12 protein-coding genes are annotated in these 13,959 nt (G+C 52.0%); 3 read left to right on the top strand and 9 right to left on the bottom strand.

Annotation, left to right across the window (positions count from 1 at the left end; translation table 11 throughout):
• Positions 1–399: 399 nt before the first annotated feature.
• The 8 genes from ilvC to HMPREF1051_RS06605 all read right to left on the bottom strand — a co-directional run bounded on the left by ilvC (position 400) and on the right by HMPREF1051_RS06605 (position 8,384).
• A complete protein-coding gene (ilvC, locus tag HMPREF1051_RS06640) occupies positions 400–1,413 on the bottom strand; it encodes a ketol-acid reductoisomerase (RefSeq protein ID WP_003755457.1) in 1,014 nt (337 codons plus the stop codon).
• Positions 1,414–1,486: 73 nt separating this feature from the next.
• Positions 1,487–1,780 (bottom strand): putative quinol monooxygenase, encoded by a 294-nt coding sequence (locus tag HMPREF1051_RS06635; RefSeq protein WP_003766112.1) that lies wholly within the window; start codon positions 1,778–1,780, stop codon positions 1,487–1,489.
• A gap of 62 nt (positions 1,781–1,842) precedes the next feature.
• The gene (gene ilvN / locus HMPREF1051_RS06630; protein ID WP_003766119.1) at positions 1,843–2,334 is read right to left on the bottom strand and encodes an acetolactate synthase small subunit; all 492 of its coding nucleotides are present in this window, start codon (positions 2,332–2,334) and stop codon (positions 1,843–1,845) included.
• Between the two features lie 11 nt (positions 2,335–2,345).
• Positions 2,346–4,073 carry a biosynthetic-type acetolactate synthase large subunit gene (ilvB, locus tag HMPREF1051_RS06625; protein WP_003766131.1) on the bottom strand — a complete coding sequence of 576 codons (1,728 nt, stop codon included), beginning with the start codon at positions 4,071–4,073 and terminating at the stop codon, positions 2,346–2,348.
• 404 nt (positions 4,074–4,477) lie between these two features.
• Positions 4,478–5,470, bottom strand: coding sequence for a Rieske 2Fe-2S domain-containing protein (locus HMPREF1051_RS06620; RefSeq protein ID WP_036492294.1), 993 nt, complete (start codon positions 5,468–5,470; stop codon positions 4,478–4,480).
• Positions 5,471–5,550: 80 nt separating this feature from the next.
• On the bottom strand, positions 5,551–6,003 hold the full coding sequence (locus tag HMPREF1051_RS06615) for a hypothetical protein (RefSeq protein WP_003766127.1): 453 nt from the start codon (positions 6,001–6,003) through the stop codon (positions 5,551–5,553).
• 187 nt (positions 6,004–6,190) lie between these two features.
• Positions 6,191–7,279, bottom strand: coding sequence for a GNAT family N-acetyltransferase (locus tag HMPREF1051_RS06610; RefSeq protein WP_036492290.1), 1,089 nt, complete (start codon positions 7,277–7,279; stop codon positions 6,191–6,193).
• Complete coding sequence (locus HMPREF1051_RS06605; protein WP_231286289.1) at positions 7,269–8,384, bottom strand: carbamoyl-phosphate synthase large subunit; 1,116 nt, start codon at positions 8,382–8,384, stop codon at positions 7,269–7,271. The genes HMPREF1051_RS06610 and HMPREF1051_RS06605 overlap by 11 nt, the downstream gene beginning before the upstream one ends.
• Positions 8,385–9,226: 842 nt before the next feature.
• Here HMPREF1051_RS06605 and HMPREF1051_RS06600 point away from each other — a divergent pair.
• From HMPREF1051_RS06600 to pgmB, 3 genes are all read left to right on the top strand, one after another.
• Entirely contained in the window at positions 9,227–10,579 is a 1,353-nt protein-coding gene (locus HMPREF1051_RS06600; protein WP_036492287.1) for an SLC45 family MFS transporter, read from the top strand.
• 122 nt (positions 10,580–10,701) lie between these two features.
• Entirely contained in the window at positions 10,702–12,960 is a 2,259-nt protein-coding gene (locus HMPREF1051_RS06595; protein WP_003766123.1) for a glycoside hydrolase family 65 protein, read from the top strand.
• Between the two features lie 12 nt (positions 12,961–12,972).
• The gene (pgmB, locus tag HMPREF1051_RS06590; protein ID WP_003766121.1) at positions 12,973–13,638 is read left to right on the top strand and encodes a beta-phosphoglucomutase; all 666 of its coding nucleotides are present in this window, start codon (positions 12,973–12,975) and stop codon (positions 13,636–13,638) included.
• A gap of 101 nt (positions 13,639–13,739) precedes the next feature.
• Here the strand turns inward: pgmB and HMPREF1051_RS06585 are convergent.
• Positions 13,740–13,959 (bottom strand): IS3 family transposase (locus HMPREF1051_RS06585; RefSeq protein ID WP_036492283.1); only part of this gene is annotated, 220 nt, incomplete at its 5' end.

Below are 13,959 nucleotides of genomic sequence, written 5' to 3'. Positions count from 1 at the left end.
TGATTGTTCAAGAATTTGTCACAGCCGATTTCGGACCTGGAATTCATGAATAAAAAAGAACACTATAGTGGATTAAATTTAAATCAGGACAAGGCGACGAAGCCGCAGACAGTACAGATAGTACGGAACCGATTCACTTGGTGCTTCAGCACCTTAGAGAATCGTTCTCTTTGAGCTAAGGCGAGGCAACGCCGTACCGGTTTAAAGTTAAGCCACTATACAAACCACAGATAAAGCTTCGTTGCTATGTTCTTTTGAACTGAGCCACTATAACTTCCAACTCAAGCAAAGGGTCGTCTGAAATACATTTGGGTTCTCAGACGACCTTTTTACACTGTGTATGACAAAAAACCTGCCCGAATCGTCGGGCAGGTTTGCTTATGGCTGAACCGAGTCGGATTAGTTTTTGTCCAAATCGACTAGTTTGTTTTTGGCAATCCAAGGCATCATGGAGCGCAGTTGTGCGCCGACTTTCTCGATTTGGTGGTCGGCAGTCAGGCGGCGGCGGGCGGTCATGCTGGCGTAGTTGACGGCACCTTCTTGGATGAACATTTTGGCGTATTCGCCGGTTTGGATGCGTTTGAGGGCGTTGCGCATGGCTTCGCGGGATTTGTCGTTAATGACTTCCACGCCGGTAACGTATTCGCCGTACTCCGCGTTGTTGGAAATGGAGTAGTTCATGTTGGCGATGCCGCCTTCGTAAATCAGGTCAACGATGAGCTTCATTTCGTGCAGGCATTCGAAGTATGCCATTTCGGGCGCGTAGCCTGCTTCGGTCAGAGTTTCGAAGCCGGTTTTGATCAGTTCGACCACGCCGCCGCACAATACGGCTTGTTCACCGAAGAGGTCGGTTTCGGTTTCTTCGCGGAAGTTGGTTTCAATCACGCCGCCTTTGGTGCCGCCGTTGGCTGCTGCGTAAGACAGGGCGATGTCGCGGGCTTTACCGCTTTTATCTTGGTAAACGGCGATCAGTGAAGGTACGCCGCCGCCTTTCAGGAATTCACTGCGTACGGTGTGGCCGGGGCCTTTGGGGGCGACCATAATCACGTCCAAGTCGGCACGCGGTACGATTTGGTTGTAGTGGACGTTGAAGCCGTGTGCGAAAGCGAGTACCGCGCCTTGTTTCAGGTTAGGCTCGATTTCGTTTTTATAGACGACGGGTTGGTTTTCGTCGGGCAGCAGAATCATTACTACGTCTGCTTTTTTGGTGGCATCGGCTACGGACAATACTTCGAAGCCGGCTGCTTCTGCTTTTTTCCAAGAGCCGCCTTGGCGCAGGCCGACTACTACGTTTACGCCTGAATCTTTCAGGTTGGCTGCGTGGGCGTGGCCTTGTGAGCCGTAGCCGATGATGGCGACGGTTTTGCCTTTGATCAGGGACAGGTCGGCGTCTTTATCGTAATAAACTTGCATTTGATTTCCTTTGGGTAAAATGGATTCCGGCTTTATGTTGAGGATGCCGGACGGTTGGATTGAGGGTAAAGGGTTAAACGGAGAGTTCTTCCATCAAAACGATTTCGAGCGCGTCGGTTTTGCCGTCGATGGCTTTAACGAAACCTTGGAAATGTTCGCTGGCGTTGTGCGCGTCGATGGCGGCTTGGGATTTCCAGTTTTCGATGAAGACGAAACGTTCGGGTTTGCCGATTTCCTGATGCAAATCGTAGCTGATGTTGCCTTCTTCCGCTCGGCTGGCTTTGACTAGGCTTTGGAACAAGGGTTTCAGCGTTTCCATGTATTCGGGTTTGACGGTAACCAGTGCGACGATTTTTATGTTTGACATCAATCTCTCCTGCCGTTTCTGTTTTCAGACGACCTATCGGGTCGTCTGAAAACCTGACGGTGTTAAATTTTCAAAATACGCTCGCCGCGGCCGATACCGGCTGCGCCTGTGCGTACGGTTTCCAAAATCTGGGCGCGTCCGACGGTTTCGAGGAAGGAGTCAAGTTTGTCAGTCGAGCCTGTGATTTCGATGGTGTAGCTGCGGTCGGTTACGTCGATGATGCTGCCACGGTAGATTTCGGTCAGGCGTAAAAATTCGTCGCGGTCTTTGCCGACGGCGCGGACTTTTACCAACATCAATTCGCGTTCGACAAAACGGCTTTCGTTCAAATCGACCACTTTGACAACCTCAATCAATTTATTGAGTTGCTTGGTGATTTGTTCGATGACTTGCTCGTCGCCGTGGGTAACGATGGTCATGCGTGAAAGGGTTTTGTCTTCGGTCGGGGCTACTGCCAAGGAGTCGATGTTGTAGTCGCGAGCGGAGAAAAGACCGACCACGCGGCTCATCGCGCCTGATTCGTTTTCCATCAGAACAGATAAGATATGTCGCATTGTCGTTCTCCTTACGCTTTCGGGTTTTCGCGCATATGCGGCGGCAGGACCATTTCGTCCAAACCTTTGCCGTTGCCGACCATGGGCAGCACGTTTTGTTTCTTATCGGTCAAGAAGTCGATAAATACCAGACGGTCTTTTTGTTTGACCGCTTCCAAAAGCGCGCCTTCAACATCGGATTTTTTGTCCACGCGGATGCCGATATGTCCGTATGCTTCCGCCAGTTTGACGAAATCGGGCAGAGAATCGAAATAGGTTTCCGATTCGCGGTTGCCGTAATACAGCTCCTGCCATTGGCGGACCATGCCGAGGTAGCCGTTGTTGAGGGTAACGACGTTTACCGGAATGCGGTATTGGAAGCAGGTGGACAATTCTTGGATGTTCATCTGAATCGAACCTTCGCCGGTAATGCAGAACACGTCTTGATCGGGGGCGGCAAGTTTCGCGCCCATCGCATACGGCAAACCTACACCCATCGTACCCAAGCCGCCGGAATTGAGCCATTGGCGCGGGCGTTCGAACGGATAATATTGCGCCGCGAACATTTGGTGTTGTCCTACGTCCGAAGTGATGATGGCGGAGTTGTTGGTGATTTCGGCAAGTTTCTGCACGACGTATTGCGGCTTGATGATTTCGCTGTCGTTGTCAAACCACAGACAGTTGCGCGAACGCCATTCTTCGATGCTTTTCCACCATTTGTCTAAAGAATCGGACGCAGGAGTCGTATCTTGTTTGCCCCACAAGCCGATCATTTCAGTCAACACGTTTTTCACGTCGCCGACAATCGGAATATCGACTTTGACGCGTTTGGCGATGCTGGACGGGTCAACATCAATATGAATGACTTTTTTGGCTTTTTCAAAGAATTTGGACGGAACGGATACGACACGGTCGTCAAAACGCGCGCCCACTGCCAACACGACATCCGCATTTTGCATGGCAAGGTTGGCTTCGTAAGTGCCGTGCATCCCCAGCATGCCTAAGAATTGGCGGTCGCTTGAAGGGTACGCGCCCAGCCCCATCAGTGTGCCGGTACATGGTGCGCCCGTCATGCGGACAAATTTCGTCAGCTCTTCCGAAGCATTGCCCAATACCACGCCGCCGCCGAAATAAACGATCGGACGTTTGGCGGAAGCCAACATTTGGATGGCTTTTTTAATCTGCCCGATATGGCCTTGCACGACAGGTTGGTAAGAGCGGATAAAGATGTCTTCCTGCGGATAGCTGAATTTCGCCATCGCCTGCGTTACATCTTTGGGAATATCGACTACGACCGGGCCGGGTCGGCCGCTGGCGGCGATTTGGAATGCCTTTTTAATGGTCTCGGCAAGCTCGTTGACGTTGGTTACCAAGAAATTGTGTTTGACGCAAGGACGGGTAATGCCGACCGTATCCACCTCTTGAAACGCATCCGTACCGATGAGCGAATTGCCGACCTGTCCGCTGATGACCACCATCGGAATCGAATCGCTGTATGCGGTAGCAATGCCTGTCAGCGCATTGGTCACGCCCGGACCGGAAGTAACCAGCGCGACGCCGACTTTGCCGCTGACGCGCGCATACGCATCTGCCGCGTGTACCGCCGCCTGCTCGTGGCGGGTCAGGATGTGCTTGAATTTATTGAGTTGGAAAATAGCGTCGTAGATTTCGATGACTGCGCCGCCCGGATAGCCGAAAACATACTCTACACCTTCGGCTTTGAGACTTTGCACTATGATTTGTGCACCTGATAATTGCATAATGACCTCTTTTATACGGCTTCAAACCAATAGGGGCAACCCGCCTCACCACAGCACCTGTAATGCAAGCCCTCCAAGCAGCGGTTTAGGGTACGCGCATTGAAGGAACACGGCGACAGTCAGACTGTCCAATCAATTGGAATGAAACACAGAGTTTATGAATGAAAGAATGCAAACGATAACGCAAACCGCCTGTTCAATCAAGACAAAATCTTTCATCTTTTAACATTATCCGAATACCGAAAAGATTGAGTATTGATTTTTATAAAATAAATATTCGGGCATTTGGAATATATTAATGAAGATTGTTGACAGTTTTTATAGAAGGGGTCGTCTGAAACCCGTTTTACACTGTTTTCAGACGACCCTCAGGCTACCACCCTCCTCCTCCGGTTTCGCTTTCTCTATAAACTCATTTCTCCCGTTTTGTCTATGCCCTCCGGCATGTTTTCCAAGAAGAGATGCAACAAATGATCAATCACCAAATCATTGGTGGTGCTGCAATAAGGCCTATTCGCATAATGTTCTTTGTGATGATGGTATTGGCTTTTGATAATGGCGGAATCCTGAACCATCAGACGTTCAAGAAACGGGCGGAACAGATGGAATTTGATGGGCAAAGGAAAGCGGCTTTTAGGGAAATGGACTCGGACATTTAAGCCCATACTGCCCTTGTTTTGAGGGATAAAAAAGGCGGAAATCCGATATTCATGACTGTTCGGCGTGAAGTAATCGATACGCACCAAACCCGGGAAAGTGAATGCCGCATCGTTAACGGTAATGCCCTTGTCGAACAGCTTGTTAATCAATCCGTTTTGCTGTTGATTGAGACGATAATGCGTCACGAAACCGCGTTCATGGTGGCTCTGGCTGATCTGCATGCTTTGTTTGCCGTTGTTGCGCAGCAGTTTGGCATGGATATAGCGCGTATGGGTCGGATCGAGGAAGTTTTCGATGGCGTGGATAAAATCGCCTTCCATATATCGGACGGCGTTGGCGGTTTCAAAACCTTCCGGCGCTTCAAAATCGGCATACGGTTCAAAAGGAATATCGGAAACCAGACAAACCCACACCCAATCGTCGTACTCTCGGCATGGAAACGTAGGAACACTCTCAGCTTCTTCACAAGCACACATCCCGCCGACAACAGTCAAAACTTTGCCTTGCGCGTCAAACTCCCAGCCGTGATAACAACATTGGAGTTTGCCCGAAACGATTTTGCCCGCACTCAGCGGCACATGCCGATGCGGACAACAGTCATCCATACAGGCTGCCTGTCCGTTCAGCCGTACCAATACCAGCTGCTGTCCCAACAATTCGCGATGAACGGGTTTGTCTTTCAGCTGCTTGCTCGGTATCAACGGATACCAAGCGCGTTTCATTTTTTCTATGTTCATGGTTTGTGTCGTTTTATTTGATTGTGATGGCAAATCAACTTTTTATGTTGATACACCTCTTTTGAAACTTACAGCATGGATTAACCTAGGCAGCTCTTACGTTTATAGGGGCGGTAAGCTTTTCCATTAAAGCGGTAACGCGTTTCGGTGCAATATCCTGCATTGCCTTCTGTAACGGCGATATCGCGCAAGCCGTTATGTTGTTTCGGCAAGATATTGATTCCATAACCTCCGTCTTCCAACAAGACCTTTGATTTGCCGCGTCCGCTGGAGAGGATTTGGAATTCTGTCGATGCGCTGCCGCCCATTGTGCAGACTGCGACGAAATATTTGGTGTCCTTTTTCGGGGAAAGCGAAACAGGTGCAACGGCAAAATCACCGCATTCGTTTTGTATGGATTTGAACGCAGGCTCTACCTTTGCATTGGCGGAATATTGACGGAATGCCGGATTGCCCGATACTTCCAACGATATCGTTTCGGCGGATGCGGCCGCAATAGCGGCAAGGCAGATGAGTAAAAACGTTTTTTTCATGATGTACTCCGTTTTTTAAGTTCAATATTTATAGTGGATTAACTTTAAACCAGTACGGCGTTACCTCGCCTTAGCTCAAAGAGAACGATTCTCTAAGGTGCTGAAGCACCAAGTGAATCGGTTCCGTACTATCTGTACTGTCTGCGGCTTCGTCGCCTTGTCCTGATTTAGTTAATCCACTATATGTTTACAGTTTGTATTTAATCAGGATTTTTTTGTAATACCCCTGGCTCAATGCGTGTAACAGCTTCCAAATAAGCCGGCGCGCAGGTCGGAGATGGGACGTATAGACCGCCATATATTCGATTTCAGGTACTGCGCCGCGTACCCTTTTGAAATCGGGCGCACCGGAACTGAAATTTAAAGGGACATCCGCTTCGATACAGGTTTGCATGGAACGCGTCATGCAGCGGCGGTATAAGGCATCACTTTGCGGCTTGGCATCATCGTAGCCGACGATGGGCGAAGTAGCGGCGCCGCTGTCGATGACCACGCCTGATACTCCGGCGCTTTCACCGGTTTTGCCGTCACGCAGTAGAAATAAATTCAAGATATCGCGCGATACGGCTTCGCGCATAAATTCAACGGTAAATTGTACGTTTTGCTTGGAATATTTGTTCAAATACAGGCGGTTGTACCAATGCACTGCCGCTTCAAAATCCGCATCAGGGCTGTCGGCACTCAAGCGCTCAAAAACATAACGTCCGTCATTAAATATCTTGCGGTCGCGTTTGGTATTGGTTTTTGCCCTGACTGCCTGCCAATCGTCCATAATGTAAACCTGCCGCGTCACCACCATTTTCCAACCGAACTGTTCCAGCCGTTCAATCAAATCCCTATGCTGGCGCGGATTCAGCGAACGGACGGACAAAGCATGTTTCGGCCATTTTGCGACGGCGGCTTGGGTCAGCTTCGACATTGGGGTCGTCTGAAAAGCCTCAGAGAAGCTATTGGTAGAGAGGCAATAATTGTTCAGCGTTACCATACGGTCAATCTGATTCAGCCGCAAAATGCCGCTTAACGCCGACAACAAACCGGCCGCAAACATACGCTGCCCGCCGGGCAGTTTGACCAACTCGTCCCTCGCATAATCCACGATTGCCGAATGCGGCGATGCGGTATAGCAATTAGGCGTGATCCGGTCGATGACGGTGCAGGGAATATCCAAACCGTCGATATTCAAAACCTCGGCGCGGGCATTCATATTGGCAAACAGGCGTTGCAGCGGGATGTCTCGGAACAATGCCGCAAATTCGTGGGACAGATCAGTTTTCATCGCCGTCAAACTCAATATCGAAAGTGCTGGCGCTGGTTAAAGGCTTATGATGCCGGATACTGCGCCACATCATCTCGCCCAATGCCAGCCATTGCGCATAGAAAGGCAAATCGGCAATCACATCATCGGCTCGGCGGAAGTCCTGCCAAAGCGCCGTCCATTTTCCCTCTTTCCAAGCCCGATAACCGAAAAGCAGCGGCAAGGTCGCGCCGACCCGTAAAGGTTTGGACGGCGTGTTGTGTTCCCGTTGCTGCAAATCCCCTGCCCCATCAAATATCAAATCTTCACGTAAAAGATGCAGACCGCTGGTCGCGCGGGGATTGCATTCCAACACCCACAAATCTTTTCCGTCATCAATAAAATCAAAAGCCGCCTGTCCGTGATAGGCGTTTTGCTCAGCAAATTTCGTCACAAATTCGTCCAAACGCGGATCGGAAAGCGGCTCAAAATAGGTCGATGCCGAATCGTTGAGCAGATAGCACGGGCGGTAGGCGGCATGCGCCAACACGCTGCCGTGTTCGCAAATCACATAATTGCACACCCCCTGCCCCGTAATGAAATCCTGCTGCACCCAAGGATAATCCGCACTGATATGGATGTTTTTCAGACGACCCTCCGTCACGCCGCGTATTACGGAACGCCCGAAACGCGAATAAACAGGCTTCAATACCGTTTTCTTCACGCTGTCGTATCCGACCTCGCCGACCGATGTAATTCGGCGCGTAGCCGGAAAACGCACCGCCGTATCCTGCGGCATCCGCTCGAAAAAACGGAATTTGTCATGCAGGGTGAACAGCGTTTCATGATCCGGCATCCAACATTTGGCGCGCTCCGATTCCGGCAAATCCAGCTTCGCCAAATAAAAAATATCTTCACAGGTCGGAATCACACAATCCGCCTGCGCCACCAATTCCGTCATAGCACGCGCATAGCCGGCGAAATCCAAACGCGGCGCGGGAATGCGGCGGTACTCGCCCAATCCGGCAAAAATGCCGACCGGAAAATGCAGGCTGTCGCAAAACACAACCTGATGTCCGCCGCGTTTGGCGAACCGCGCCCATTCCAGCGCAACGGGCGCACGGGGAGAAGTAATGAGGATGTTCAATTTGTATTCCTGAAGCGTTTGGCTTTGCATCGATAATTTATGTCGTCAGAATGACAGTGTATCACATTGTCAAAAAAGGTCGTCTGAAAACGGGATGAACCGTTTTCAGACGACCTGTATACCTTATCCCCAAACTCTCTGCCGCCTTCCCGATATACCCTACGGTAAATAGGACGAATCAGTAAACAGCTTGCAAGCCGTTTCTTTGCTTCTCCACTCAAACTTTGCGGATAGTCAACTATGGTACTGATAGCCACTTGCCAGCATGTATGTTTTAAAACATAATGACCCCGCTTATCTATACCAGATGCTTCACAACAACAATACCATCCCTCAGCAAATCGCGCCCACCCTACTCTTCCGACAATATCCCCTGCGCGTTTTTACTGATGACACGTTACTCAAAACCGTCTGAAAACAAATGTTTGAACGTTACGCTTTCTATCCGTGACAAACGCGGAAAATGGTTTTATCCGACTGTTATCCAAGTGAGGACGCCTCCTCTTTAATTGAATTCCTTAAACAATTTCTTGCCGCTTCGCAGCCCGATGTCCTCTCCCAAACCGACTTCATCATAACGATGATTATGGTTTGACCGCTGCCTGCGTTACCGAAATTGCACCGATGGGGCTGAATTGCCCGAACTGTTGATTAAAAAATAGCTTAGTGTGATGTGGACATCAGGTCGTCTGAAACCGTCTTCTGTCTTCGTTTTCAGACGACCCTTGACCCGCGCGACTCAACATCATGCGCTGTCACAACACGCCCCTTTTATCGGTATCCATTGCTCAATGATGTTTACCGAAACCGGTTTTATTACAAAAAAACGAAAGGACTACCTCATGTCGGACAATACGCAACCCACGCGGCAGGGCTTGCCCTCGCTGCCGAAAAGCACGATTTGGATGCTCAGTTTCGGTTTTCTCGGCGTTCAGACGGCCTTTACCCTGCAAAGCTCGCAGATGAGCCGCATCTTCCAGACGCTCGGCGCCGACCCGCACAGCCTCGGCTGGTTCTTTATCCTGCCGCCTTTGGCGGGGATGCTGGTGCAGCCGATTGTCGGTTATTACTCCGACCGCACATGGAAGCCGCGCTTGGGCGGCCGCCGCCTGCCGTATCTGCTTTACGGCACGCTGATTGCGGTCATCGTGATGATTCTGATGCCGAACTCGGGCAGCTTCGGTTTCGGCTATGCGTCGCTGGCGGCTTTGTCGTTCGGCGCACTGATGATTGCGCTGTTGGACGTGTCGTCGAATATGGCGATGCAGCCGTTTAAAATGATGGTCGGCGACATGGTCAACGAAGAGCAGAAAAGCTACGCCTACGGGATTCAGAGCTTCTTGGCGAATACGGGCGCGGTTGTGGCGGCGGTCTTGCCGTTTGCGTTCGCGTATATCGGTTTGGCGAATACTGCCGAGAAAGGCGTCGTGCCGCAGACCGTGGTCGTGGCGTTTTATGTGGGTGCGGCGTTGCTGGTGATTACCAGCGCGTTCACGATTTTCAAAGTGAAGGAATACGACCCGGAAACCTACGCGCGCTACCACGGCATCGATGTGGCAGCGAATCAGGAAAAAGCCAACTGGTTCGAACTCTTGAAAACCGCGCCTAAGGCGTTTTGGACGGTTACTTTGGTGCAGTTTTTCTGCTGGTTCGCCTTCCAATATATGTGGACTTATTCCGCTGGCGCGATTGCGGAAAACGTTTGGCACACGACCGATGCGTCTTCCGTAGGCTATCAGGAAGCGGGCAACTGGTACGGTGTATTGGCGGCGGTGCAGTCGGTTGCAGCGGTGATTTGTTCGTTTGTATTGGCGAAAATCCCCAACCAATACCATAAGGCAGGTTATTTCAGCTGCCTGGCTTTGGGCGCGCTTGGCTTTTTCTCCGTTTGCTACTTCAGCAACCAATACGCGCTGGTGTTGTCTTACATCTTAATCGGCATCGCTTGGGCGGGCATCATCACTTATCCGCTGACGATTGTGACCAACGCCTTGTCGGGCAAGCATATGGGTACTTATTTGGGCTTGTTCAACGGCTCCATCTGTATGCCCCAAATCGTCGCTTCGTTGTGGAGCTTCAAATTGTTCCCGTTGCTGGGCGGTTTGCAGGCCAAAATGTTCTTGGTAGGGGGCGTTGTCCTGCTGCTGGGCGCGTTTTCCGTGTTCCTGATTAAAGAAACACACGGCGACGCATAATTTTCTTCATTTATCGGCAGGAGGGTCGTCTGAAACTTCTGCCGACGCTTTATTTGATTTAAATAAGACGAACCGTATTTCAAAACGGTTTGCCATAAAACCATCAAAACAGGAGCTTTACGATGTACACAAGAATCATGGAAATCAGCCCTTGGACGCTGCGTTCGGCAAAACTGGAAAAAGAACACAAACGGCTGCAAGAGAGCCTGACCAGCTTGGGCAACGGCTATATGGGTATGCGCGGCAGCTTTGAGGAAACCTACTCTGCCGACAGCCACTTGGGCACCTACATCGCCGGCGTGTGGTTCCCCGACAAAACCCGCGTCGGCTGGTGGAAAAACGGCTACCCCAAATATTTCGGCAAAGCCATCAACGCGCTCAATTTCAGTAAAGTCAGAATCTTTGTCGACGGGCAGGAAGTGGACTTGGCGAAAAACGACGTTGCCGGCTTCTCCGTCGAACTCGATATGCAGCACGGCGTGTTGCGCCGCTCGTTCACCGTATTCGGCGTGCGTTTCGATGTGTGCAAATTCCTGTCCGTCGCGCAAAAAGAGCTGGCGGTCATCCGCTGGGAAGCCGTATCCGTTGACGGCAAAACCCACCAAGTCCGCATCGATTCCATTATCGACGCCGACGTGAAAAACGAAGACTCCAACTACGAAGAAAAATTCTGGCAGGTATTGGACAAAGGCGTTTCAGACGACCGCTCCTACATTGCCACCCAAACCGTCGCCAATCCCTTCGGCGTGGAACAATTCATCGTCAACGCCGAGCAAACCTTCGCCGGCAGCTTCAAAGCCCTCGGCGGCAGCCAAACCGACTGGCAGGTCTCCAATTCTTTCGAGGCCGAAGTCGGCGGCACGCCCGAAACCTTTGAAAAACGCGTGATCGTCACCACCAGCCGCGATTATCAAGGCTTGGAAGCGGTGAAAGCCGCAGGCCGCGCCTTGTCGGAAAAAATCGCAGGCGTTGCGTTTGAAACCTTGCTGGACGCGCACAAAGCAGGCTGGCTGCACCGTTGGGAAATCGCCGACGTGGTTATCGAAGGCAGCGACGAAGCGCAGCAGGGCATCCGCTTCAACCTGTTCCAACTGTTCTCCACCTACTACGGCGAAGACACGCGCCTGAACATCGGCCCGAAAGGCTTTACCGGCGAAAAATACGGCGGCGCGACCTATTGGGACACCGAAGCCTACGCCGTGCCGCTCTACCTCGCACTGGCTGAACCGGAAGTTACCCGCAACCTGCTGCAATACCGCCGCAACCAACTGCCGCAGGCGCAACACAACGCGCGCGAACAGGGCTTGGCGGGCGCACTCTATCCGATGGTGACGTTTACGGGCATCGAGTGCCACAACGAATGGGAAATCACCTTCGAAGAAATCCACCGCAACGGCGCGATTCCTTACGCCATCTACAACTACACCAACTACACCGGCGACGAAAGCTATCTTGCCAAAGAAGGCTTGGAAGTCTTGGTCGAAGTGTCCCGCTTCTGGGCGGACCGCGTCCACTTCTCCAAACGCAACGGCAAATACATGATTCACGGCGTAACCGGCCCGAACGAATACGAAAACAACATCAACAACAACTGGTACACCAACACCCTCGCCGCATGGGTATTGGACTACACCCGCGAAGCCTTGGCGAAATACCCGCGTCCGGATTTGAACGTGGGCGCCGCCGAGCTGGAAAAATGGGCGGACATCAGCGCGAATATGTACCGTCCGTATGACGAAGAACTCGGCGTATTTGTGCAGCACGACGGCTTCCTCGACAAAGACATCCGCCCTGTGTCCGCGCTTTCGCCCGACGATTTGCCGCTCAACCAGAAATGGTCGTGGGACAAAATCCTGCGTTCGCCCTTCATCAAACAGGCGGACGTATTGCAAGGCATCTATTTCTTCGGCGACCGTTTCAATATCGACGAAAAACGCCGCAACTTCGACTTCTACGAACCGATGACCGTGCATGAAAGCTCGCTGTCGCCGTGTATCCACGCCATCCTTGCCGCCGAACTGGGCAAAGAAGAAAAAGCCGTGGAAATGTACCAGCGCACCGCCCGCCTGGACTTGGACAACTACAACAACGACACCGAAGACGGCCTGCACATCACCTCCATGACCGGCTCGTGGCTCGCCATCGTCCAAGGTTTCGCCCAAATGAAAACTTGGGGCGGCAAACTCAGCTTCGCACCGTTCCTACCGAGTGCGTGGACAGGCTACGCCTTCCACATCAACTACCGAGGCCGTCTGATTAAAGTCGCCGTCGGCAAAGAAAACGTCGTCTTCACCCTGCTCAAAGGCGAGCCGCTCGATTTGCAGGTGTACGGCAAAGACATCACGCTTAACGGCAGCCATACCGTTGCGTTGGAAAAATAAGGAGGGCGAAAAATGACTTTTACCGCAGTACTCTTTGACCTCGACGGCGTCATCACCGACACCGCCGAATACCACTACCGCGCATGGAAAAAGCTCGCCGAAGGGCTGGGCATCAGCATCGACCGCAAGTTTAACGAGCAGCTCAAAGGCGTGTCGCGCGACGATTCGCTCAAACGCATCCTCGCGCACGGCGGCAAAACCGTCAGCGAAGCCGAGTTCGCCGAACTGACCCGCCGCAAAAACGACAACTACGTCGAGATGATTCAGGCGGTCAAACCCGAAGACGTGTACCCCGGCATTTTGCCGCTGCTGGAAGCATTGAGGGCGAACGGCAAAAAAATCGCCCTCGCGTCCGCCAGTAAAAACGGCCCGTTCCTGCTGGAACGCATGGGGCTGACCCACTTCTTCGATGCCGTCGCCGACCCTGCCGCCGTCGCGCATTCCAAACCCGCCCCCGACATCTTCCTCGCCGCCGCCGAGGGCGTGGGCGCAGACATCCGCCGCTGCATCGGCATCGAAGACGCCGCCGCCGGCGTCGCCGCCATCAAAGCCTCCGGCGCCTTGCCCATCGGCGTGGGCAAAGCCGAAGACTTGGGCGGCGACATCGCGCTGGTGTCCGGCACCGCCGAGCTGACCTACGCCTACCTGCAAAACGTGTGGGCACAGTCGGGCAGGTAAAACGCGTCAGGTAAAGCGCGTCAGGTAAAGTGTTAAGGAAGTAAAAAGGTCGTCTGAAAACTGAACTGGCCCCCAAATCTTGGACACTCATAAAAGCCTATTCAGGCACTCTGTGCAAGCTGGGTTCTGTATGCGACAGGACTCAGCTTTTTCAATTTCAAACTGCAACGCTCCCGGTTGTAGTAATCCATATAGTCATCTATCTGCTTCATCAATTCATCTACCGTCAATTCACCTGCGTTATAGAAACACTCCGTCTTTAACACCGCAAAGAAGCTTTCCATCGGCGCATTGTCCCAACAGTTCGCCTTTCGCGACATG

Origin of the sequence: Neisseria sicca VK64 (assembly GCF_000260655.1) — a bacterium.
GTDB lineage: Bacteria > Pseudomonadota > Gammaproteobacteria > Burkholderiales > Neisseriaceae > Neisseria > Neisseria sicca_B.
Note: the sequence above shows the minus strand (reverse complement) of the source record. Positions and strands in the feature narration are given on the sequence as shown.